General features: G+C 67.6%; 23 protein-coding genes. 21 read left to right on the top strand and 2 right to left on the bottom strand.

The window, feature by feature from the left end; translation table 11 throughout:
* The first annotated feature begins 198 nt into the window (after positions 1-198).
* Both B141_RS0118115 and B141_RS41365 read left to right on the top strand, forming a co-directional pair.
* Positions 199-645 carry an NfeD family protein gene (locus B141_RS0118115; RefSeq protein ID WP_020576598.1) on the top strand — a complete coding sequence of 149 codons (447 nt, stop codon included), beginning with the start codon at positions 199-201 and terminating at the stop codon, positions 643-645.
* The gene (locus B141_RS41365) at positions 633-1,544 is read left to right on the top strand and encodes an SPFH domain-containing protein (protein WP_020576597.1); all 912 of its coding nucleotides are present in this window, start codon (positions 633-635) and stop codon (positions 1,542-1,544) included. Before B141_RS0118115 ends, B141_RS41365 begins: the two co-directional genes overlap by 13 nt.
* Here the strand turns inward: B141_RS41365 and B141_RS0118105 are convergent.
* Positions 1,474-2,910 (bottom strand): VTT domain-containing protein, encoded by a 1,437-nt coding sequence (locus B141_RS0118105; protein ID WP_020576596.1) that lies wholly within the window; start codon positions 2,908-2,910, stop codon positions 1,474-1,476. The two genes, B141_RS41365 and B141_RS0118105, sit on opposite strands and share 71 nt — an antisense overlap.
* A 207-nt stretch (positions 2,911-3,117) precedes the next feature.
* Here B141_RS0118105 and B141_RS0118100 point away from each other — a divergent pair, with 207 nt between their 5' ends.
* Both B141_RS0118100 and B141_RS0118095 read left to right on the top strand, forming a co-directional pair.
* Positions 3,118-3,675 (top strand): Chromate resistance protein ChrB, encoded by a 558-nt coding sequence (locus tag B141_RS0118100; RefSeq protein ID WP_020576595.1) that lies wholly within the window; start codon positions 3,118-3,120, stop codon positions 3,673-3,675.
* Positions 3,672-4,070 carry a YkvA family protein gene (locus B141_RS0118095; protein ID WP_020576594.1) on the top strand — a complete coding sequence of 133 codons (399 nt, stop codon included), beginning with the start codon at positions 3,672-3,674 and terminating at the stop codon, positions 4,068-4,070. The genes B141_RS0118100 and B141_RS0118095 overlap by 4 nt, the downstream gene beginning before the upstream one ends.
* A 55-nt stretch (positions 4,071-4,125) precedes the next feature.
* Here B141_RS0118095 and B141_RS0118090 read toward each other — a convergent pair whose 3' ends face one another.
* Positions 4,126-4,677, bottom strand: coding sequence for a hypothetical protein (locus tag B141_RS0118090; protein ID WP_020576593.1), 552 nt, complete (start codon positions 4,675-4,677; stop codon positions 4,126-4,128).
* A 171-nt stretch (positions 4,678-4,848) separates the two neighbouring features.
* Between B141_RS0118090 and B141_RS0118085 the strand changes: the two genes are divergently transcribed.
* The 17 genes from B141_RS0118085 (at position 4,849) to B141_RS0118000 (ending at position 21,125) form a co-directional block, all read left to right on the top strand.
* Positions 4,849-6,024 (top strand): acyl-CoA dehydrogenase family protein, encoded by a 1,176-nt coding sequence (locus tag B141_RS0118085; protein ID WP_020576592.1) that lies wholly within the window; start codon positions 4,849-4,851, stop codon positions 6,022-6,024.
* A gap of 142 nt (positions 6,025-6,166) precedes the next feature.
* Positions 6,167-7,408, top strand: a complete 1,242-nt coding sequence (locus B141_RS0118080; RefSeq protein WP_020576591.1) for a DUF222 domain-containing protein — start codon at positions 6,167-6,169, stop codon at positions 7,406-7,408.
* Between the two features lie 141 nt (positions 7,409-7,549).
* Positions 7,550-7,912: an ArsR/SmtB family transcription factor gene (locus B141_RS0118075; RefSeq protein WP_020576590.1), complete on the top strand. Its 363-nt coding sequence runs from the start codon at positions 7,550-7,552 to the stop codon at positions 7,910-7,912.
* Positions 7,881-8,270 (top strand): VOC family protein, encoded by a 390-nt coding sequence (locus B141_RS0118070; protein ID WP_026257332.1) that lies wholly within the window; start codon positions 7,881-7,883, stop codon positions 8,268-8,270. Before B141_RS0118075 ends, B141_RS0118070 begins: the two co-directional genes overlap by 32 nt.
* Positions 8,271-8,672: 402 nt before the next feature.
* Positions 8,673-9,101, top strand: coding sequence for a hypothetical protein (locus B141_RS50760; RefSeq protein ID WP_202805824.1), 429 nt, complete (start codon positions 8,673-8,675; stop codon positions 9,099-9,101).
* Between the two features lie 145 nt (positions 9,102-9,246).
* Positions 9,247-10,461 carry an ergothioneine biosynthesis glutamate--cysteine ligase EgtA gene (gene egtA, locus B141_RS0118055; RefSeq protein ID WP_020576586.1) on the top strand — a complete coding sequence of 405 codons (1,215 nt, stop codon included), beginning with the start codon at positions 9,247-9,249 and terminating at the stop codon, positions 10,459-10,461.
* Positions 10,458-11,774 (top strand): ergothioneine biosynthesis protein EgtB, encoded by a 1,317-nt coding sequence (gene egtB / locus B141_RS0118050; RefSeq protein ID WP_020576585.1) that lies wholly within the window; start codon positions 10,458-10,460, stop codon positions 11,772-11,774. The genes egtA and egtB overlap by 4 nt, the downstream gene beginning before the upstream one ends.
* A complete protein-coding gene (gene egtC / locus B141_RS0118045; RefSeq protein WP_020576584.1) occupies positions 11,774-12,502 on the top strand; it encodes an ergothioneine biosynthesis protein EgtC in 729 nt (242 codons plus the stop codon). Before egtB ends, egtC begins: the two co-directional genes overlap by 1 nt.
* Positions 12,503-12,552: 50 nt before the next feature.
* On the top strand, positions 12,553-13,530 hold the full coding sequence (gene egtD, locus B141_RS0118040; RefSeq protein WP_020576583.1) for an L-histidine N(alpha)-methyltransferase: 978 nt from the start codon (positions 12,553-12,555) through the stop codon (positions 13,528-13,530).
* A 77-nt stretch (positions 13,531-13,607) separates the two neighbouring features.
* Entirely contained in the window at positions 13,608-14,432 is an 825-nt protein-coding gene (locus B141_RS41360; protein WP_020576582.1) for a sugar phosphate isomerase/epimerase family protein, read from the top strand.
* Positions 14,433-14,445: 13 nt separating this feature from the next.
* Entirely contained in the window at positions 14,446-15,390 is a 945-nt protein-coding gene (locus B141_RS0118030; protein WP_020576581.1) for a MurR/RpiR family transcriptional regulator, read from the top strand.
* Positions 15,391-15,533: 143 nt separating this feature from the next.
* The gene (locus B141_RS0118025; protein ID WP_157181094.1) at positions 15,534-16,559 is read left to right on the top strand and encodes an LLM class flavin-dependent oxidoreductase; all 1,026 of its coding nucleotides are present in this window, start codon (positions 15,534-15,536) and stop codon (positions 16,557-16,559) included.
* A 5-nt stretch (positions 16,560-16,564) separates the two neighbouring features.
* Positions 16,565-17,458, top strand: a complete 894-nt coding sequence (locus tag B141_RS0118020; protein WP_020576579.1) for a fumarylacetoacetate hydrolase family protein — start codon at positions 16,565-16,567, stop codon at positions 17,456-17,458.
* Positions 17,458-18,204, top strand: a complete 747-nt coding sequence (locus B141_RS41355) for a maleate cis-trans isomerase family protein (RefSeq protein ID WP_020576578.1) — start codon at positions 17,458-17,460, stop codon at positions 18,202-18,204. Before B141_RS0118020 ends, B141_RS41355 begins: the two co-directional genes overlap by 1 nt.
* A complete protein-coding gene (locus tag B141_RS0118010) occupies positions 18,201-19,274 on the top strand; it encodes a Gfo/Idh/MocA family protein (protein WP_020576577.1) in 1,074 nt (357 codons plus the stop codon). Before B141_RS41355 ends, B141_RS0118010 begins: the two co-directional genes overlap by 4 nt.
* The gene (locus B141_RS0118005; protein ID WP_020576576.1) at positions 19,264-20,148 is read left to right on the top strand and encodes a DUF6807 family protein; all 885 of its coding nucleotides are present in this window, start codon (positions 19,264-19,266) and stop codon (positions 20,146-20,148) included. Before B141_RS0118010 ends, B141_RS0118005 begins: the two co-directional genes overlap by 11 nt.
* Positions 20,145-21,125: an aldo/keto reductase gene (locus tag B141_RS0118000; RefSeq protein ID WP_020576575.1), complete on the top strand. Its 981-nt coding sequence runs from the start codon at positions 20,145-20,147 to the stop codon at positions 21,123-21,125. Before B141_RS0118005 ends, B141_RS0118000 begins: the two co-directional genes overlap by 4 nt.
* The last annotated feature ends 27 nt before the right edge of the window (positions 21,126-21,152 follow it).

Here is a 21,152-nt window from a genome sequence, read left to right as displayed (position 1 = left end):
TCACGCCGCGGACGCTTGGCGCAGCGAAGTAGGTGGTGCTTTCGCCCAATGGACGCCCTTCTGGGGACCAAAGTCCCACTCCCCCACCGACTGGGCGCCTTTCCGCCGGGATTTCCGCAGCCTGTTCTTGCTCCTACTCGAAGCGATCAGAGCTACGGTCATAAGTGGGCCTGGGCACGACCTATGAGCAGGTGAGTTATGGATGCGTGGGTCGTCTGGTTGATCGTGGCGATGGCGCTCGGAATCGCCGAGCTGCTGAGCCTTACCCTCTACCTTGCTCTGGTTTCCGCGGCGGCGATCGTCGCGATGCTGGTGGCCGCCCTTGGTTTGGGAGCGGCGTTCCAGTTCGTGGCCTTTGCGGTGAGCGCGGTACTCCTCATTGTCTTCGTGCGTCCCCTCGCCCAACACGCACTGCGGAAGGTCCCGGTGATGCGGTCCGGCACGGCCGCACTCGTCGGGCGCGAGGCGCTGGTCCTCTCCGAAGTCTCACGGCACACCGGGCGGGTCCGGATCGGCGGCGAGGAATGGACCGCCCGCCCCTACGACTCCTCGCTCGTGATCCCTGCCGGCGCAACGGTCGACGTCTTCGCGATCGAGGGGGCCACAGCACTCGTGCATCCTCAGGAGGAGCCATGGGCGAATTGATCGCGTGGCTCGTACTCGCGCTCGTCGTGATCATCGTCGGTCTGAAGACCGTCCGGATCGTCCCGCAGGCACGCGCCGGTAACGTCGAACGCCTGGGCCGCTACTACCGCACCCTCGGGCCAGGTCTGAACATCGTGATCCCGTTCATCGATCGGGTACGCCCGTTGATCGACCTACGGGAACAGGTGGTGTCGTTCGAACCCCGCCCCGTCATCACCGAGGACAACCTGGTGGTGCACATCGACACCGTGCTCTATTTCCAGGTGACCGATCCCCGCGCGGCGGCGTACGAGATCGCCAACTACATCCAGGCCATCGAGCAGCTCACCGTCACCACCCTGCGGAACGTGATCGGTGGCATCGACCTGGAAAAGACCCTGACCTCACGGGAACACATCAACAGCACCCTGCGCGGTGTCCTCGACGAAGCCTCCGGCAAATGGGGAATCCGGGTCAACCGGGTGGAGCTGAAGGCCATCGACCCACCGCCGTCGGTGAAGGAGTCAATGGAACGCCAGATGCGGGCCGACCGGGAGAAGCGCGCGACGATCCTCACCGCCGAAGGTATACGGCAGTCGCGAATCCTCACCGCCGAGGGTGAGAAGCGCGGCGCGATCCTCACCGCCGAAGGTGAGAAGCAGGCCGCGGTCCTGCGGGCCGAAGGCCAGGCGAAGGCGGTCGACACGGTCTTCGCGGCCATCCACCGCAACGACCCCGATCCCAAACTGCTCGCCTATCAGTACCTCCAGGTCCTTCCGCAGATCGCCCAGGGGCAGGGGAACACCTTCTGGGTGATCCCCAGCGAGGTGACGGCCGCACTGAACAGCTTCACCCACGCCTTCGGCGATAGCCGGGAGCCTCAGGAGCAACCCGCGCCTGACGCGCGCCGTGACCAGTGACGGCCGGATGACCAGCGAAGGTCATCCACGCCGTCAGCAGGATCACGTCCCAGACCGCGCCCAGCGCGTAGCCGGCCAGCACGTCTGTCATCCAGTGCGTGCCCAGGTACAGCGCCGCGGCCCCGGCCGCACCGGCCCACAGGAGGCCAGCGGCCCAGCAGGTGACGCCGACCGACCATCGCCGGCTGCGAAGGCTCACCAACGCGGCGAGCATGCCCACCACCGCGGTCGTCGCCGCGATCTCGACGGCCGGGAACGACGCGGTGCTGGTAGTCAGGTGGATCGCCGCCTGCGCGGCCGGCGGCCCGGTCCGGCCGACCGTGGCGGCCACCGCGAGCGCCGCGAGCAACGCACCGCCCCAGGCCGTGCCGGTGAGGATGAGCGGCGTCCACCGCCGCCACCGCCAGGCGAGCAGACCGGCGCCGACAACGGCGACCACCACCGCGCCCCACGTACCCGTGATGGCGGCCGCCACGGTCGTCAGCTGGGTCAGCTCCGGGTCACGGTGGGCGGCCAGCCAGGCGAGAACCGGCCCGTCGAACCGCTCGGCCTTCGTACCCACGACGACGTCGCGGACGACCGCCCCGAACGCCCACCCGAGCAGCACGATCAGGACGAGCCCCGCGGTCAGTTCGAGGCCGAGCGCGGAACCCGGCCGGAAGCGCCGTCCGAGCCAGCCGAGTTGCCGGGCGTACCGCATCCGCCAGCGGCGTACGAAGGGACGGTCGGCGACCCGCTGGCCCCATGAACGCACCCGGTCGGGATGGTGCGCGATCCAGCGCGCCCCGACGACGACCAGCGCCACGATGATCAGGGCGAGGGCGACGAGCAGGATGGCGCGCCCGAAGATCTTCTCGACCTGCCGCCACGACCCGCCCGCGAAGTATCCGATCGCGGTGACGGTGACGGCCCAGGTCGCTCCGCCGAGCGCGTTCCAGAAGAGGAACCTCGGGTAGCGCATCCGGGTGGCCCCGACGAGCGCCGGCACCAACGCGCGGCCGAAGCTGACCCAGCGCCCGAGGAACACCGACCGGCCGCCGTAACGGGCGACAAGCGCGTCGGCCCGCTCCCAGTGGGTGGGCTTGACGATCCGGCCCAGCCGGCCGGTGCGGAGACGCGGGCCCAGATGCCGGCCGATCTCGAAGCCCACGGAGTCGCCGAGAATGGCACCGACGATCCCGCACAGCGCCACCGCGACGACGTTGACGTGCCCGAGTCCGGCGAGCACCCCGCCGAGCAGGAGGACGGTCTCGCCCGGGATGACGAAGCCGGCGAAAAGGGCCGACTCGGCGAACACGAAGGCGAACGCGACCAGCAGCACGACCCAGCCCGGCACGGTCGACAGCCACTGATCAAGACCGCCCATCGGCTCGCACCGCCTTTCCGCAGGGTGGTTCGGGCCCCGCACGGGCTGCGCCCGCCAGGCCCACCCCCAGTGTGGTTCCGGCCCCGCACGGGCTGCGCCCGCCGGGCCCACCCCCACCCGCCGGGGTCCACCTCCTTCCCTAGCATGCCACCCTGGGAGTAACACCGGTTACACTCGGGCGAGTAACGACGGATCAAGGAGCAGTCCATGAGGTGGGTGGTGATCGTGGTCCGGCTCGCCGCCGAACCATCCCGGCACCGCGTGGCCGTCTGGCGCGAGCTGCGCCGGGCGGGCGCTGTGTCCCTGGCCCCGGGAGTCTGGGCGCTGCCCGCGACCCCGGCGTTCCTTCCCGTGGTCGAGCGGGCCCGAGCGCTGGCGGAGCGCGGTGGTGGCGAGCTCCTCGCGCTCGATGTCACCGGTCGGGACGAGCCGAGCGGCGCCGCCCTCGTCGCGGCCTACACCGACGCCCGCGAGGCGGAGTGGGCAGAGTTCGTGTCCGACTGCGCGAAGTTCGAGGCGGAGCTTGCCAAGGAGGAGCGCCTCGGCAAGCTCACCCTGGCTGAGCTCGAGGAGGAGGAGCAGAGCCTCGAGCGGCTCCGCCGCTGGTTTCGCGACCTCAAGGTGCGCGACGTCCTGGCTCTCCCCTCGGCGATCAGCGCCGAGCAGCGGCTCAAGGACTGCGCCGAACGCCTCGAGGCGTACGCCAACCGGGTCTATCAGGCCGCACACGGCTTCCCCGAATCGCAGCGAGAGGAACGCCCGTGACCGGATGGCTGCGTGCGCTGCTGATCGCCGTACTCCTCATGGTGGCGAGCTGGGGTGTCCTGATCCTCCTCGCTCGCCGGCTGCCGCCGGGTCCGCTGCGCGACCTCGTGCGCTTCATCCCCGACTGCGTCACCACAGTGCGGCTGCTCCGGCGCGATCCACGGGTGCCACGCCGGGCCAAGGTCGCCATCGCGATCGCCGGGCTCTGGCTGCTGTCGCCGATCGACCTCATACCGGAGTTCCTTCCCGTCATCGGGCCGCTGGACGACGTGGTCGTGGTGGCGCTGGCGCTGAGGTACGCCGCGCGGACGGTTCCACGCGACGTACTCCTCGAAGCCTGGCCAGGTGACCCGGGCATTCTCCAGCGCCTGCTCGGACCACCGCCGGCGAGCTAGCGGACGGCGGCCGGACTTCTCGGGCCGTGGACCGTCGTACGCCCCGGCTCTGCCGTCACATGCCGGGACAGTGCGCGGAGAGCGTCGTCACCAGCGAATGCGCGGCGGTCGCCACCCGCTGGGCGGCGGCCGCGATGCCCTCCACCGTGGGTGAGGACGTTGCCGTACCTTCCGCATGACCGATCGCCGTTCCTAGGGCGGAGAGTGCGCTGGACAGCTCCGCGATCTGGGTCTTCCACTCCGCGGCGGCTACGGTCTTCAGAGCGGACAGGTCCGACGTCACCTTGGAGATGGCGCGCCGCACACCCTCGGCGCCCACGGCGGCGATGTTGATGTTGCGGAGAGCGGTGAGCGACTTCTTCAACTCCCGCGCCTTCGCGCAGACCGCGGCGCTGGGCGTGGCGGTGCCGCTCGGGTCGTGGGTCGCGGTGGGGTGTCCCGTCCTGGTCGCCGTGCCCGCCGCATTCGGCGAGGACGAGCCGCCGCAGCCGGCCGTGACCAGCCCGAGCAGGGCGACGGCGACGAGTACGACCAGGCGCTTTCTGGCGTACCCCGCCCGCGTGCCTGCGTACGTTCCCCTGGTCGTGTCCGTCGAGCGCCTGCTCATGACCTTGCTCCTCCCCTGGATGTCCACGTGGCGTGGATACCCACCTTCACGCGGTCAGCAACGGACAAGCGGGGTGCCCGTGCCGTTCGCCCGCGATACCGGGGTGGGGGTGGGCCCGGACGGGCGAAGCCCGAGCGGGGCCGGAACAGCACAGTGCACGAGGATCGGGGCATGACGAGCCGCCGGCCCCTGGATCCACTTGACCTCCTCGACATCAGTGCGCTCCTCACCGACGAGGAACGCGCGATCCAGCAGGCTGTACGACAGTTCCTCCGCGACAAGGCGGAGCCGCACCTCGCACGGTGGTTTGAGGAGGCGGCGTTCCCGAGCGCGCTCGTACCCGCGTTCGGCGACCTCGGTCTGCTTGGTATGCACCTGACGGGGTACGGCTGCGCGGGAACGAACGCCGTGAGCTACGGACTCGCCTGCCTGGAGCTGGAAGCGGCCGACAGCGCCCTGCGCAGTTTCGTCTCTGTCCAGGGCTCGCTGGCAATGTATGCCTTGTGGCGTTACGGATCGCCTGAGCAGAAGGAGCGCTGGCTGCCGGCGATGGCGGCGGGTTCGGCCGTGGGATGTTTTGGTCTCACCGAACCCGACCATGGCAGCGACCCCGCCGGCATGCGTACGACGGCCCGGCGTAACGCTTCTGGCTGGGTGCTCAACGGTACGAAGCTGTGGATCACGAACGGCGGTATCGCGGATGTCGCGGTGGTGTGGGCGCGTACTGACGACGGCATCAGCGGATTCTGTGTGCCGCGGGACACTCCTGGGTTCACGACCCGCGACCTGCACGGCAAGCTCTCCTTGCGCGCATCGGTGACGTCGGAACTGATCTTCAGCGACTGTCAACTACCGCTTGACGCCCAACTCCCCGAAGCCAAAGGTCTGCGGGCACCGCTGAGCTGCCTCAACGAGGCACGCTTCGGCATCGTGTGGGGTGCACTCGGGGCCGCCCGCACGTGTTTCGAGAGCGCCCTACGCTACGCCCGGGAACGCCCGCAGTTCGGCAAACCCATCGGAGCCTTCCAGCTCACGCAGGAAAAACTCGTCGAGATGGCGCTGGAACTCAACAAGGGGCTCCTTCTCGCTCTTCACCTCGGGCGCCTGAAGGACAACGACGCCCTGCGACCTGAGCAGGTGAGCTTCGGCAAACTCAACAACGTGCGGGCCGCTCTCGCCATCGCGCGTTCGGCGCGGACCATCCTCGGCGCGAACGGGATCTCGCTCGAGTATCCCGTTCTGCGGCACGCGAACAACCTGGAATCTGTCCTCACGTACGAAGGCACCAGTGAGATCCACACTCTGGTTCTGGGAGAAGCATTGACGGGCCTGTCTGCGTATCGCTGACCCGACGGACGACGCCTCTGATGCACGGCAGCGCCCAGCTTCTAGGAGCTCGGATGTAACCTCAGATCTGCTGACGGATCGCCTTACAGATAAGAGGTTGTCGGCCTCGGCAAGGTGATCGCTTCATGGTAGAGTCGCATGCATGTTCGATCACGGGGATGTTGATGTGTCGGCGTTGGCTGAGGCCGCGCCGGGTCCTGAGCTTGCCGCCACGCTGGCGGCTATCGATTTGAATGCAGTGAACGGCTACGCGCGGGTCGTGGTGATGCAGGCCTGGCAGCGTCAGGTGTCGTGGGCGTCGTGCCGCATGTACGACGCGATGGCGTACGTCGCTCGCTCACCGATGGGCGGCGAAGATGCGCCACCAGAACTCCTTGATACCTGCAGCGAGTTCGCCTCTGTCGAGATCGGTGCGGCGTTGACGTTGGCGCCGGGTTCGGCTGATCGTGAGCTGTGTTTGGCGCTTGACCTCACCGCACGCCTCCCTGGTACGCGTGCCGCTCTTGAGGCGGGTCGGATTGATGTGAACAAGGCGCGGGAGATCGCCTCCGAAACCAGCTGCCTGTCAGGCGAGCTTGCCCGCCAGGCCGAGGAGTGGCTCCTGTCGAAAGCGCCGGGGTTAACTCGTCAGCAGATTGAGCGCCGGTTGAAGGCGAAGGTGGTGTCGCTGGATCCGGTGGGTGCCGAAGAACGCCGGAAGGCAGCCAAACGCGAACGCCGCATCAAGTTCAGCGCCGGCGTCAACGGGACCGCGAGCATCTTCGGCCACGACCTACCGCTGGAGAGAGTCGCCCAAGCGAAGGCATTCATCAAGCAGATGACCGAGCATCTCAAAGCCGGTGGGGATGACCGCTACCTCGACGAAATCGAAGTCGACGTCTTCCTCGACCTGCTATGTGGTCGGCATCTGGACACCAATGGCATGGCGGTCAAGGTCGAACTCGTCGCCCCACTCGACACCTGGCTCAAAGCAGCCGGCCAGGCCGGCCAGACGGATGAAGGCACTGCCGGCGGTCAGGCTGACGAGGATGCTGGCGATGCCGGGTACGAGCCCGGTGATCTGAAGGACTTCGGACCTGTCTCGCCTGAGGTGATTGCCGACATCATGAGCAACCTGGCGATGCTGTGCAAACGCCACCACCGGGCCAAGCATGAGGGCGGCTGGTGGTGGACCCGCCAAGAGTCGGGAACCATGCGAGCACAAAGCCCGCTCGGGCACACCTACGACGTGGACCCTGATCCGCTGCCAGGTAGCCGAATCCCACAACAGGCAAACCCCAACCAACAGGGACCCGGTCGCCGCAGCGTCGCCGACCACCTCACCAACCGGATGAGCCCAAGCAGCACAGGGCTCACGAGAGAAGAAGCCGGCACGCCCTTCTAAACCGCCGCACGATCAGCTGGCTTCGGCGCCCGTTTCAAAGGAGTGGGACTGGGGCCGGCGCAACGGGTGCCGCGGCCAGCCGCAATCGGTACCCAGTGGCCCGAGTTGACAGGCAAGTACCCGCTTGCATAACGTCTGTGTGTGGATGACGTCTTCAAGGCCCTGGCCGATCCGACGCGTCGCACGATCCTCGACGAGCTGACCGACCGGAACGGCCAGACGCTCTTTGAGATCTGCGCGCGACTGGCGACCAAGCACGGGCTTGGCTCGTCACGGCAGGCGATCTCGCAGCACCTCGCCGTTCTGGAGGCCGCGGGTCTCGTGGAGACCAACCGCGAGGGCCGGTACAAGTTCCACTACATGAACACCACACCGCTCGAACCGATCGTCAAGCGGTGGCTCAAGAAGCCCGACAATGACGCGGGTGGCCGCCCTGGCAGCGGCGCCGAGACAGACAGGAAAAGGGATCGACATGAGAATCAACCTGGCGAGCGTGCTCGTTGACGACCAGGAGAAGGCGCTGCACTTCTACACCGAGGTGTTGGGTTTTGTGAAGAAACACGACATCCCGCTGGGCGAGGACCGGTGGCTGACCGTGGTGTCCCCGGAGAATCCGGATGGCACCGAGCTCCTGCTCGAACCCAGCGGCCACCCGGCGGTCAAGCCGTTCAAGAAGGCGCTGGTCGCCGACGGCATCCCGTTCACTTCCTTCGCCGTCGACGATGTACGGGCGGAGTACGAGCGGCTGCGCGGGCTCGGGGTGCGCTTCACCCAGGAGCCCACGGACATGGGGCCGGTGACCACGGCAGTGCTCGACGACACCTGCGGCAACCTGATCCAGATCGCCCACCAAGCCGGCTAGCACCTATCTCAGACGTGTGTCGATGATCGAAAAATAGCGAGATCTCCAGTTGATGGTCGTCAACCAAGGCGACCATCAACTCCGGAGATCTCGTGGACAAAGTCAGGTTTACGCCGGGATGACCCGCCGGCGTACGACCGTAAAGATCTCCTTGACGACAAGCTCAACCAGAGCTGCCACCGCGGCGGTCGCCAGTGCGTAGAAGATTGCTTCCACCGCACGCGCTCCTCTCACACGTCACTCACTTTCACCTTGGACGCTAGGGGTCGCACACAACAGAAGTGGTGCGCCCAGGTGAATGCGCGTCGAACGACCGCCAAACCTTCGCCAGCGCGCCCTCAGGACCTTCGGCTCTACATCCGACAGCCCTCGCTCCCAAGACTCGAACGAAAGGGGGCAGTGATGACGGAAACGACTCAGCGTACGGAGACGGCGAAGCGTAGCCAGACTGCCAAGCGTCCTTCGACAGCACGGCGTACGACTCGGCAGGCCGCGAAGAAACGGGCTGCCGGGGTACCCCGGCAGCGGCGCGCGCCGGCCGGCGCACCGGCGGAACTCACCGTGCCCATTCCCCACCCGACCATGCCGCACATGGAGGTTTCGCACATCTCCGTCCCGAGGCTGCGGCTTCCCATTCCGCGTCCGGACATGAGTGGACGGGGCGGACAGATGCTGTGGTTCGGCGGGCTCGCGGTGATCGCCGCGCTCGGCGTCGTGGAGTGGCCAGTTGCCGCGGTGGTGGCAGCCGGCACCTACGTCGTCGAACGCCGCGCCAAGGCCAAGATGGCAACCGCCCAACGGCAGAGGCCGCAAACCACACGCCGCCGATAACTGAGGGATCCCCCGACTGGTAGCAGTCTGTGCACAGCGAAACCCTTACTGTGCACGACCTACAGCCCAGACTTGGCCGCAACCGGATGTTAAACACCGGCCCGACAAGGGGAGGCTTGCTGAGGGCTACCGTCGGGAGGTCCAGATGGCCGGGACGACGCGAGTCGGGTCATGTCAGGCCGTTCACACATACGTCGGCACCATCTGCTTCAAAACCGGCCCCCCGCAAACCGTCGGTGCGGAACTCGAGTGGTTGGTCGCCTCCGCAACCGATGCTCGCGCGACCGTCCCCATCCATCTGCTGAAGGCACTCCTGGATGAGGCCGGCCCACCCCCAGGCGGCAGCGCCATCACCTTCGAACCCGGCGGGCAACTGGAGCTCAGCTCGCCACCCGCCTCCGGCGTGGCCGCCTGCTGGCAGGACCTGTTGTGCGACCTCCACCATGTCGAGCGGGTCCTTGCCGGCGCCGGCGTTGTCCTCCTACCCACCGCAATCGATCCTTACCGTCCACCTCGCCGGCAACTCACCCATCCGCGCTACAAGGCGATGGAAACGTACTTCGACCGGCGTGGCCCGGACGGCCGGATCATGATGTGCAGCACGGCAGCCGTCCAGGTCAATCTCGACGCCGGCAGCGACCCGGTCGACGTGGCCCGCCGCTGGCACATCCTGAACGCCGTCGGCCCCACCCTGGTCGCGGCGTTCGCCAACTCACCACTGCACGCCGGACGCCGGACCGGATGGAAGTCAACCCGGCAAGCGGTCTGGCAGCGCATCGACCCCAGGCGCACCCGCCGGCCCGCGGGATCCGAACCAATGACGGCATGGGCGGAGTACGCCCTGGACGCCCCCGTGATGGTGCGGCGTTCGGCATCGCAACGCTGGCTTGCCGATCCCGGCATGACCTTCCGGGAATGGCTGGACGGGGACGGTCGCCCGACGCTTGACGACCTGGCGTACCACCTCAGCACCCTGTTTCCGCCGGTACGCCCGCGCGGGTGGTTCGAGGTGAGGTACGTCGACGCGCAGTCAACGACGAACTGGCCGGTGCCGGTCGCCGTGCTCACCGCGCTCGTCGATGACGTCCAGGCCGGCGACCGGGCGCTGGCGGCCACCGAGTCGGTGGCCGACGCCTGGCTCGACGCCGCCCGGCACGGCCTGGACCATCCGGGCCTTGCCCGGGCCGCGGTGCACTGCTTCGACGCCGCGCTCGACGCGCTGCGCAGGCAACGGGTCGATCCCGCGCTTCTCGATCTGGTGGCGGCGTTCCTGCACCGCTACGTGGAACGCCGGCGCTGCCCTGCCGACGACGAGCTGAGTCCGAATGTCCTCCTCTCCGCCAAGGGAGTGTCCAGATGATCGACGGTGACGACTTCAAGGCCTTCGTCGCGGCGGAACTCGAGCGGGTCCGGACCCGCAGCTTCGGACTCACCACCGATGTGCTGGACGACGCGGGACTGACCGCACAACACTCGCGGCTGATGTCACCGCTGGTCTGGGATCTCGCGCACGTCGGCAACTACGAGGAACTCTGGCTCTTGCGCGCCGCCGCTGGCATCGATCCCATGCGACCGGAGATCGACAGCCTGTACGACGCGTTCGAGCATCCCCGAGCCGAGCGCCCCGCGCTGCCGCTGCTGCGGCCGCGCGAGGCCGGGGACTACATCTCGCTGGTCCGCCGGAAGGTTCTGGACTCTCTCGACTCGATCCGCCTGACCCCGGAGCAACCTCTCCTTGACGGTGGTTTCGTCTACCGGATGGTCGTCCAGCACGAGCACCAGCACGACGAGACGATGCTCGCCACCCACCAACTACGACGGGGAGCGCCGGTCCTCCCCGACACCGACTCCGCACCACCGCCCCCACCGACCGGGCCCGAGATCCTGCCACCCGAGGTGTACGTCGAGGCCGGTGAGTTCCTGATGGGGACCTCCACCGACCCCTGGGCGTACGACAACGAGCGTCCCGCGCACACCCGTGACCTTCCGGCGTACTGGATCGACACCACGCCGGTGTCGAACGGTGAGTACGCCACCTTCGTCACCGACGGCGGGTACGACGACCCGCGATGGTGGACGACCGAGGGCTGGGAATGGCGGAACCGCACCGGTCAGCGTTCACCGGCATTCTGGCGGCGGGAAGGCGGCGAGTGGTTCCGTGAGAGGTTCGGGCGGCCCGAGCCGGTGCCGCCAGACGAACCCGTCCAGCACGTGTGCTGGTACGAAGCCGACGCCTACGCCCGGTGGGCGGGCAAACGGCTGCCCACCGAGGCCGAATGGGAGAAGGCCGCTTCCTGGGACCCCGCCAGCCTGACAAAGCGGAGGTTCCCCTGGGGGGACGAACCCCCGACACCCGAGCGGGCGAATCTCGGCCAGGGACGCTTCCGGCCCGCCCCCGTGGGATCGTTCCCGGCCGGTGAGTCTCCGGTCGGCGCCCGGCAGATGCTCGGTGACGTATGGGAATGGACCGCGACCGACTTCACTGGACATCCGGGATTCTGCGTCTTTCCGTACCGCGAGTATTCCGAGGTTTTCTTCGGTACGGCGTACAAGGTGCTGCGCGGCGGCTCCTGGGCCACGGATCCGCTGGCCTGCCGGACGACCTTCCGCAACTGGGACTATCCGATCCGCCGGCAGATCTTCGCCGGCTTCCGCTGCGCCCGGGACGCCTGATGTGCCGGCACCTTGCCTACCTCGGTCAGCCCGTCTCGCTCCAGGAGCTGGCCCTCGATCCGCCGTACTCCCTTGCCACCCAGGCGTACGCGCCACGCCGGCAACGTTTCGGGATGGTCAACGTCGATGGGTTCGGCACCGGGTGGTACGTCGCCGGCCGGCCAGAACCCGTGCGTTATCGCCGGGCCCAGCCGATCTGGAGCGACCAGTCGTTCGCCAGCCTCGCGCCGACGATCGAGTCGACCTGCGTCCTCGCGGCGGTGCGCTCGGCGACGCCCGGCTTTCCGTGCGAGGAGTCAGGCACCGCGCCGTTCACCCACGGGCGCTGGCTCTTCAGCCACAACGGCGTTCTTCACGACCTTCCGCTGGCCCGCAAAACCCTGCGGGACAAGGTCGCGTGGGTTCCGGACGCCCTGGCGCCGGTCGACTCGGCGATACTGTTCGGCCTCGCGGTGGCCCAGTGGGAGGCCGGTGGCGAACTCGGCGACGGCCTTGCCCAGACCGCTCGCGAGATCGACGCGGTCGGCGGGGGCCGGCTCAACCTGCTCGCCACTGATGGGGAACGCCTCGCGGCAACGGCGTACGGCGACACGTTGTTCGTACGGCAGGACGACAGCTTCGTGGTGATCGCGTCCGAACCCTACGACGACGATGCCGGTTGGCGTGAGGTGCCACCGGATTCGTTGGTGGAGGCCGATGACGGAGGACTTGACATCAGACCGCTCTAGGACGTCCGAACCTGGCGCAAGCCAGGGTTGACGAGGAGGTACGCGGAACCATGCGCAGCACCGTTCCCCGACTGAGCCGTTACCTGACCGACGCCGACCTGATGGCAAGCCTTGCCAGCGATGTACGCCACGGGTTGTCGCAGATGCCGAAAGCCCTGCCACCGAAGTACTTCTACGATGCCCGGGGTAGTGAGCTCTTCGAGCGGATCACCCGGCTGCCCGAGTATTACCCGACCCGGGCGGAGCACGCGATCCTGACGGCGTACGCGGACGACATCGCCAGGCGCGCGGGCGCCGACACGCTGCTGGAGCTGGGGTCGGGATCGTCGACCAAGACCCGCCTGCTCCTGGACGGGATGCGCGCCACCGGGCGACTCCATGGCTACGTGCCGGTGGACGTGAGCGAGAGCGCGCTGCGCGGGGCGCTCGAGGCACTTCTGCGCGACTATCCCGGCGTCCGCATGCACGGGGTGGTCGCGGACTTCGAACGCCATCTTCACCTCCTGCCCACCGAAGGCAGCCGTCTCGTGGCGTTCCTCGGCGGGACGATCGGCAACTTCCCGCCCGAACCCCGGGCCCGCTTCCTCGCCGCGCTGCGGGCCAACCTCCACGACGGCGATCGGTTGCTGCTCGGCACCGATCTCGTGAAGGATCCGCACCGGCTGGTCCTGGCGTACGACGACAGCGCGCGGGTCACCGCGGACTTCAACCGCAACGTGCTCCGGGTGATCAACCAGTCGCTCGACGGCGACTTCATGCCGGAGGCGTTCGAGCACGTGGCGATCTGGGATCCTCACCAGGAGTGGATCGAGATGCGGTTGCGATCGGCCACGGACCAGTCCGCACGGATCAACGGGCTCGATCTCGTCGTCGACTTCGCCGCGGGCGAGGAAATGCGGACGGAGATCTCGGCGAAGTTCCGGCCCGACGGCGTGGAGAAGGAACTCGCCGCCGCCGGCCTCACCCTCGAAGCCTGGTGGACGGATCCGCCCGGCGACTTCGCCCTGTCTCTGTCAAGGCCTGCCTAGCGCAAACCTGGAGTGAAACGATAGTGTGCTCCTCGACCTAAACGCAACATCTGATTCCAAGGGTCAGGAGTGGCTGCATGCGGTACTCGCTGTCGGTCCGGATCGCGGAATCTCCGCGGGACAAGACCGAAATCGTGACCTCGTTCCCCGCTCTGGCCGCGATCGCCCGCGAGCAGGGGTACGCCGGCGTCTGCCTCCGCGCCTCCGTCGTCTCGGTCGACTCCCCACCCGAGCAGGTCCGTGCCGTCCGCGAGGCCGTGGTCAGCAGCCAACTCGAGGTCTCCATGATCACCGGAGACATCCACCTCGCCGCCAACGACGAGCGGGCCAGCGCGATGCTCCGCGACATCGACCCGTACCTCAACCTCGCCGAGACACTGGGAGCCCGGCTGATCCGGGTGGCGCTCCGCTCCCCCGCCGACATCCCGTACGCCCGCCGTGCCGCGGAGCGGGCCGCCCGCCGCGGCCTGGTGCTCGCCCACCAGCTTCACTGGGGCACGCTCTTCGAGACCGTCGAGGCGGCGCTCGACACCCTCGCCGAGATCGACCGGCCGGAGGCGTTCGGGATCACCTACGAGCCAGCCAACCTGCTGTTGTGCGGCCAGGAATGGAAACCCGCCATCGAGCGGCTCGCGCCGTTCCTGGTGAACGCGTACTACTCCAACGCTGTCCTCACGCCCGACGGCCCTCTGGGGGTGCCGACGAATCCGGACGTACGTTTCCGGTACGCGCCGATCGACGATCCGGACGGCATCAGTCTCGTCGATGTTCTGAGCACGCTCCGCACGTCGGGTTATGACGGCTGGTTCACCGTGCACCAACCGCTGTTGCCAGGCCAGAATGTCGCGCAGGCAGCCGCCGACGCCGCGGCTGCCATCCAGGCAGCGCGGGCCGACAGCTGAGACGGAGAACTCGATGGCCGAACGACGACGGCGCACCACCGGAGCCGCGGGAGACGCGAAGAGGAAGACCTTCTCCAACAGCGGACTCCTGGAAACCGCTCCCTTCAGTGACATCTGGGCGCGCCTGTCGGAGCTGCCCCGCAAGCAACAACAGCTTGCGGAGGCGATTCTTGCCAACCCGGAGATGGTCGCGTTCGGATCGATCCGCGAGGTCGCCAAGCTCGCTCAGGTCAACGTCGCCACCATCGTGCGATTCGCCAAGACGCTGGACTTCAGTGGCTACCAGGCGTTGCAGGCGGCGGTACGCCGCGCCTATCTGCACCATGCCGGCCTCCAGGCTCCCCGCGATCCCGAAGAGGCCTGGGATACGCCCAACCAGGCAGTCGAGGCGACCCGCGTCCAACACCTGGCCAATCTCAAGGTCGCCTACGAGAATCTCGCCGACACCGACCTCGACGCGATCGCCGACGTTCTCATCAGGGCCCGCCGGATCCTGGTGTGCAGCGAGGGTGCGGCCTCCATTCCAGCCACCTTCTTCGTACGCCTGCTCCGCCATGTCGGCCTTTCTGGTGAAGCGGTTTCCACCGCGTCGGTCGACCGGGTGATCGCGTTCCACGACCTCGGCAAGGAGGACGTCGTCCTCGCGATCGGCGGGTGGTTGACGTTCCGGGGCGTGGTGGCAAGCCTTCAGGCGGCCAAGGAACGCGGTGCGGTGACGGTCGCGATCTCCGGCTCGGCTTCCAGCCCGCAGGCGAAGCTGGCGGACTACTCGATCTTCGCTCCCGCCCAGGGCGCGACCATGGCGTTCTCCCTGGTCGCCTCGCTGGCGGCCGTCGAGTGTCTGGCCGCCGCCATCGCGAGCCGCAACCCCGCGCGGACCAAGGAGATCGAGCAGGCCCTGCATGACGAGTACCTCAGTGAGGGGCTCATCGCGCAGCTGGCCGCCGCCGAAGAATAAACGATCTGTTGCACCCCGGTTGATAGCAGAACAACCGTTGACACCGCCGTAACGCGGGCCCTACCGTTGCCTGCCAGAACGAGGTAAGAGCCTGTTCTCGAACAGGCTCGGAGCCCCTCCTCTCCATCGAAGGTGACATGGGCATGCGTTGTGGACTTCGGGTACCCGCCTGCGCTCCGGCCTCGGAGGTCGCGGACTTCTGCGAACGGGCGGAACGCGCGGGCTTCGACGGCATCTGGGTGCCGGACAGCCAGCTCCTCCACCGCGACGTCTGGGCGACGTTGGCAGTCATCGCGGCGCGTACCTCCCGGGTCTTCCTCGGCCCGAACGTCACGAATCCCCTGAGCAGATTTCCAACGGTCAGCGCCTCGGCCGCACACACGTTGGCCGAACTCAGCGACGACCGCCTCATCGTCGGCATCGGCAGCGGCGAGAGCGCCGTCACCACCTTGGGCCACCGGACCGCCACGCTCGCCCAGATTCGCGCGGCGATCGAACTCATGCGGGCCCTGTGGGCAGAGCAATGGATCGAGCAGGACGGTCGGCGATTCCGGATGCGCGCCGCGTCGTCGCGACCCATTCCGGTTTACATTGGCGCGTCCCGCAAGCGGATGTTGCAGCTGGCCGGTGAAATCGCCGACGGCGCGATCATGGTCACCGGTATCTCTCCCGAGGCCCTCGAATTCGGACTCGGAAACATCGAAATCGGAGCCAAACGAGCCGGGCGCACTCTCGATGACGTCGACGTCGCCTGCGGCGTCTATGTCCAGGTCACCGACGACCCCGCGTGGGCCAAGAAACAGGCACAGCCGTACGCCGCTCTCTATGCCCTGCGCTATCAGGGGACCGAACGCGACTTCGGTGTCACGATCCCCGACGGCTTCACCATCCACAGCGTCTACCCCGACCTCCTGCACGCCGAGGACTGGGACGAGGCGATCGAGAAGACGGAGTGGGTTCCTGACGACGTGCTCGAGGAGTACTGCGAGACGTTCACCATCATCGGCACCGGCGAGGAGATTCGCGCGCGAATTCGGGCGCTGGAGGCCTCCGGAATATCCAATCTCTATATCCGGAGCTTCTACACCTACGACCTTCCGTTCTCGATTCTCCAGACCTTCGAGGAGCGGGTTCCCCTGTCCGAGAACCAACTCTCCGGGACGGAGTGACGAGCATGCGACTGGCTACTGTTGCCATCGGCGGCGAGCGACACATCGGAGTGGTCGAGCGGGACGACGTCAGGATTGTCAGCCGGCACCCGGAGATCCCGGCCGATATGGTCGAGTTGATCGAAGGCGGCACCCCGCTTCTCGACCGGCTGCGGGAAATCCTCGCGGTGGACGGTGGTTCCCTCCCCTGCCTTCCCCTCGGCGAGGCCACGCTGCTCGCGCCCATTCCGCGACCGCGCAAGAACGTCTTCGCCGTCGGCCTCAACTACTTCCGCCACGTCCAAGAAGGTGCGGGCTATCGGGGCGAGGAAGCCAAGCGCCCCGACTGGCCGGTGTTCTTCAGCAAGGCACCGACCACCGTCATCGGCCCCGGTGCGCCGATTCCACGTGACAGCCGGGTCTCCGTCGACTGGGACTGGGAGGTCGAGCTGGGCGTCGTCATCGGTCAGGGTGGCCGCGACATCCCTGCCGAGCAGGCGCGATCCCACATCTTCGGCTACACCATCATCAACGACGTTTCGGTACGCGACCTGCAGCGACGGCACGGCGGGCAGTTCTTTCGCGGCAAGAGCATCGACGGCACCTGCCCGATGGGCCCGTGGATCGTCACCGCCGACGAGATCGCCCCCGACCAGTCACTCCGGCTCAGCCTCGCCGTCAACGACGTGGTCAAGCAGGACGGCGAGACCAGCCAGATGATCTTTCCCGTCCACGACATCATCGCCCACCTCTCGCTCGGCATGACGCTCGAGCCGGGCGACGTCATCGCGACGGGCACACCTGACGGCGTGGGTTACACCCGCACACCGCCGGAGTTCCTCCAGCCCGGTGACGTGGTGGAGGCACGGATCAGCGGTGTCGGGGTCCTGCGTAATCAGGTCGTCGAGAAGGAGTCGTGATGTACGGCTGGAGAGCACGCATCGGCCACGTCAACCCTTCGCCGGCGACCGTCGGCCAGGAGGAGTGGCGACAAGCCGCGCCAGCGGGAGTCGCGTTCGTCGGCAGCCGGTATTCGATGGTCACCAACGACCGGAGCAGCCACGACCGGATGCTGACCGAACTCGAGCGCGCCGCCGCCGAGGTCGCCTCGGCCGGAGCCGAGGTAATCGTGCAGTGCAGCACGCTGGCCGCCCTGGGTCGCGAGGAGGAGATCCGGCATCGGATCGAGGCCGCCACCGGAGTTCCGGGCCTCACGGTGCTGGGCTCGATGGTGGCGGGGCTTCGTGCCGTCGGCGCCCGTCGGGTGGCGCTCGCCAGCCCTTACACGCAAGCCCAGAACGCCGAACTCGCTGGGTATCTTCGCGGCGAGGGTTTCGAGGTCGTGGCGGCCCGAGGTCTTGCGAAGACGCGCAGCGCGGAGTTCGGTGCCGAGGAACCCCACGTCTTCTACCGGCTCGGTCGCGAGGTCGCGGCGGAGGCACCGGACGCCGACACCCTGCTGCTGTCGTGCGGCAACACCAGGACCTTCGAGGTTCTCGAGGCACTCGAATGGGACACCGGCCTGGAGGTGGTCAGCAGTAACCAGGCGGCCCTCTGGAACGCCCTGCGGGCTGTCGGTGTCGGCGAACCAGTCAGAGGCTTCGGCCGGTTGCTCGCGGCCGAAGGACGGGTCTCCCGTAAGTCCGGAAGGGAGCCGAAGCAATGAACGCGATGAACGCCCAGCGTCAAGTCCGCCTTGCGATCGTCGGGGCGGGCGGAATCACCCGGTCCATGCTGCCGGAGTTGCGGGCCAAGCCCTGGCTCGAGGTCGTTGCCGCGGTCGACGTACGCCAGAACGCGTTGGACGACCTCGAGCGCCTCGCTCCCGGTATCGCGACGTTCACCGACCTGGACGAAGCACTCGCGCAGGCCCAGGTTGACGCCGTACTCGTCAACACCCCAGCGGAGCTGCACTATCCGCAGGCCAGGGCGGCCATCGAAGCCGGGCTGGACGCGCTGGTGGCCAAGCCGATGACGGCCGAATGGAAGGACGCGGTCGCTCTGGTGGACCTCGCCGAGGAGCGCGGGGTGACCCTCAGCGTCGTCCAACAACTGCGATTCAACCGCCACTATCAGGCGGTACGCAGATTCGTCGAGTCGGGTCGGCTCGGCGACGTCGAGGCGGTGTTCTTCCAGAACAGCAAGCCCAGACCCGAGCCCGCGAACCTCGCCCGGATGATCCATCCTGCGTTGTACGAAGCCTCCTGCCACCACTTCGACTCGCTGTTCTCGGTGCTCGGTGAGCCGATGCCGACGTCAGTGTCGTGCCAGGAATACAACCCCACCTGGTCGCCGTACGCCGGGGCAGGCATGGTGAACGCCCTCATCGAGGTCGATAACCGCGTCCACATCGTTTATCACGGTGGGTTCTGCGCCCAGGCGCCGATGTACGACGTCCGGTTCGAGGGCACGAAGGGTGTGCTGCGCTGTCGCGGGCTCCACATGTCGGTCGACACGATGGCGTACGAGTTCGCGGACCGGTTGGGGGCCTTCGAGCCAATCCAGATCGACGAGGACCTGCCCGTGCAGGGGCCATGGCAACCCTACCTTGACGCGTGGTACGCCTACCTGACTGGCGGACCCGAGCCGCCGTTCAGTGGCCGTCGCAACCTTCGGGTGCTGAGTCTCATCGACGGCGCGATGAGGTCGGCCGAGTCCGGTATGCGGATCGACGTCGCCGGGGACCAGCGCTACGCGTCCGCCTTCTCCAGAAGGGAAGAAAGCCGTGAATGGTGAGCCCTACGAGCTTCGCCGAGCCGCCGGTGGCACGGCCCGGCTCGTCGTCGAGCGGTCGACGGGACGGCTGCTGGCCGGGGTCGGGAACGACCACCAGCGCGCGTGGGTCTTTCCGGTCAACACCCCGCACGGGATCGGCGTGACCCAGGAGTCGGCGTTCGATCATCCCTTCCACCGCAGCATTTTCGTGGGCCAGGGACTTGTGAACGCCGGTGGCCGCGAGGCGCAGTTCTGGGCGTTCCAGCCAGACTGGCGGGCACCGGACAACTACATCTTCTCCAGGATCGGTCTGCTGAGATACGAGGATCCGGTGGTCGAGCAACTGGCCGACGGATTCCGTTTCACCTACGAAACCACGTGGTGCGACGAGGAACTCCAGCCGATGTTCGACGAGGTGCGGGTCATCGACGTCCGATCGGTCCAGGACGCCACCGTGGTCGACCTCACCACGTCGAAGCGGGCCAGCTACGCCGACGTGGAGTTCAGCCGGACCAAGCACGGCGTGATCGGCGTACGCGTCCAACCACAGCTGCTTCCGGTGCTCGGCGGCCAGGTCATCGCGGTGGAGAAGGGCGAACGCCGCTCAGGAAGCGCGGAGGACGTCGTCAACGGTCGGTCCTGTGACTACGTGGCGTACGAAGCCGATGTCCCCTCTGTCGGGAGGTATGGCGTCTGCCTGAAGGCGCTGGCCAACACCGCGGCCGACGACCTGACCGGGCCGTGGTTCTGCCGGGACTACGGCATGGCGATGTTCAATCCCACGCATCTGGCGCCCGTTCACCTTCGCCAGGGCGAGGTCTGGACCGTCGCCCTGCGGACCGTCGCCTATGACGGTGCCCTCGACCACGATCGCGCGGCCCGGTGGTTTGGATGACGGAGACCATCACCCTGCCCGGCGTCTCGACGCCGCTGTCGCGCCTGGTGCTGGGCACCATGACCTTCGGCGACACGGCCGGCACCGCCGAGGCCGCGAGCATGCTGGACGCGGCACTCGACGCGGGGATCACTGGCATCGACACCGCGAACGGCTATGCCGGCGGGGCCGCCGAGACGATGCTGAAGGAGCTTCTGGGACCGCGCCGGGACCAGGTCGTCCTGGCCACCAAGGCGGGCATCCCGCATCCGGACGCGGGTGCGCATGCGCCGTTGTCCGCCCAGGGTCTGCGGGCGAGCCTCGAAGGCAGCCTGCGCCGGCTCGGCGTCGACAGTGTGGACGTGTACTACCTTCACCAGCCAGACCGCTCCACTCCGTTGACAGAGACCCTTTCCACGATCGCGGAGTTCGTCGACAAGGGTCTGGTCAAGGCGCTCGGGGTCTCCAACTTCGCGGCCTGGCAGATCGCGGAGATCAACCACCTCGCGGACGACCTCTCGATGCCCCGCCCGGTCGTCGCGCAGCAGCTCTACAACCTGGTGGCCCGTCGCATCGAGGACGAGTACCTCGAGTTCGCGCAGGTCTCGGGAATCCTGACCATGGTCTACAACCCGCTGGCCGGCGGCCTGCTCACCGGTCTTCATACGTACGAAGATCACCCCACCTCGGGGCGCTTCGGCGACTCCAGAGTGGCGGAGACGTACAAGCGGCGGTACTGGACTCCGGAGCTGTTCGGAGCCGTGCGGTCGCTGGCCCAGGTCGCGGGTGCGGCCGGGATCCCCCTGCCGGCACTTGCCCTGCGATGGCTTCTCAGTAAGCCGGGCGCGGGTGCGGTCCTGCTCGGCGGATCGAACGTCGCACACCTGCGAGCGAACCTTTCCGCCGCCGCCGAAGGTCCACTGCCAGCTGACGTCGTGGCCGCCTGCGACGACGTGGGTGCCACCCTTCGCGGCCCGATGCCCGCCTACAACCGCTGATCCGTACCTCCGTACCAGCCCGATGTG

The organism is Actinopolymorpha alba DSM 45243 (genome assembly GCF_000373925.1).
Lineage (GTDB): Bacteria > Actinomycetota > Actinomycetes > Propionibacteriales > Actinopolymorphaceae > Actinopolymorpha > Actinopolymorpha alba.
This window is presented reverse-complemented; position numbering and strand designations above follow the sequence as displayed.

Bases quoted from the DNA above. Each gene is read 5' to 3' on its own strand.
- B141_RS0118030 (WP_020576581.1), top strand. From the start codon at position 14,446: ATGGCCGAACGACGACGGCGCACCACCGGAGCCGCGGGAGACGCGAAG.
- B141_RS41355 (WP_020576578.1), top strand. From the start codon at position 17,458: ATGTACGGCTGGAGAGCACGCATCGGCCACGTCAACCCTTCGCCGGCG.
- egtA (WP_020576586.1), top strand. From the start codon at position 9,247: ATGGCCGGGACGACGCGAGTCGGGTCATGTCAGGCCGTTCACACATAC.
- B141_RS50760 (WP_202805824.1), top strand. From the start codon at position 8,673: ATGACGGAAACGACTCAGCGTACGGAGACGGCGAAGCGTAGCCAGACT.
- B141_RS0118070 (WP_026257332.1), top strand. From the start codon at position 7,881: ATGAGAATCAACCTGGCGAGCGTGCTCGTTGACGACCAGGAGAAGGCG.
- B141_RS0118090 (WP_020576593.1), bottom strand. From the start codon at position 4,677: ATGAGCAGGCGCTCGACGGACACGACCAGGGGAACGTACGCAGGCACG.
- B141_RS0118000 (WP_020576575.1), top strand. From the start codon at position 20,145: ATGACGGAGACCATCACCCTGCCCGGCGTCTCGACGCCGCTGTCGCGC.
- B141_RS0118085 (WP_020576592.1), top strand. From the start codon at position 4,849: ATGACGAGCCGCCGGCCCCTGGATCCACTTGACCTCCTCGACATCAGT.
- B141_RS41360 (WP_020576582.1), top strand. From the start codon at position 13,608: ATGCGGTACTCGCTGTCGGTCCGGATCGCGGAATCTCCGCGGGACAAG.
- B141_RS0118105 (WP_020576596.1), bottom strand. From the start codon at position 2,910: ATGGGCGGTCTTGATCAGTGGCTGTCGACCGTGCCGGGCTGGGTCGTG.
- egtB (WP_020576585.1), top strand. From the start codon at position 10,458: ATGATCGACGGTGACGACTTCAAGGCCTTCGTCGCGGCGGAACTCGAG.
- B141_RS0118020 (WP_020576579.1), top strand. From the start codon at position 16,565: ATGCGACTGGCTACTGTTGCCATCGGCGGCGAGCGACACATCGGAGTG.
- B141_RS41365 (WP_020576597.1), top strand. From the start codon at position 633: ATGGGCGAATTGATCGCGTGGCTCGTACTCGCGCTCGTCGTGATCATC.
- egtD (WP_020576583.1), top strand. From the start codon at position 12,553: ATGCGCAGCACCGTTCCCCGACTGAGCCGTTACCTGACCGACGCCGAC.
- B141_RS0118010 (WP_020576577.1), top strand. From the start codon at position 18,201: ATGAACGCGATGAACGCCCAGCGTCAAGTCCGCCTTGCGATCGTCGGG.
- egtC (WP_020576584.1), top strand. From the start codon at position 11,774: ATGTGCCGGCACCTTGCCTACCTCGGTCAGCCCGTCTCGCTCCAGGAG.
- B141_RS0118025 (WP_157181094.1), top strand. From the start codon at position 15,534: ATGCGTTGTGGACTTCGGGTACCCGCCTGCGCTCCGGCCTCGGAGGTC.
- B141_RS0118100 (WP_020576595.1), top strand. From the start codon at position 3,118: ATGAGGTGGGTGGTGATCGTGGTCCGGCTCGCCGCCGAACCATCCCGG.
- B141_RS0118080 (WP_020576591.1), top strand. From the start codon at position 6,167: ATGTTCGATCACGGGGATGTTGATGTGTCGGCGTTGGCTGAGGCCGCG.
- B141_RS0118115 (WP_020576598.1), top strand. From the start codon at position 199: ATGGATGCGTGGGTCGTCTGGTTGATCGTGGCGATGGCGCTCGGAATC.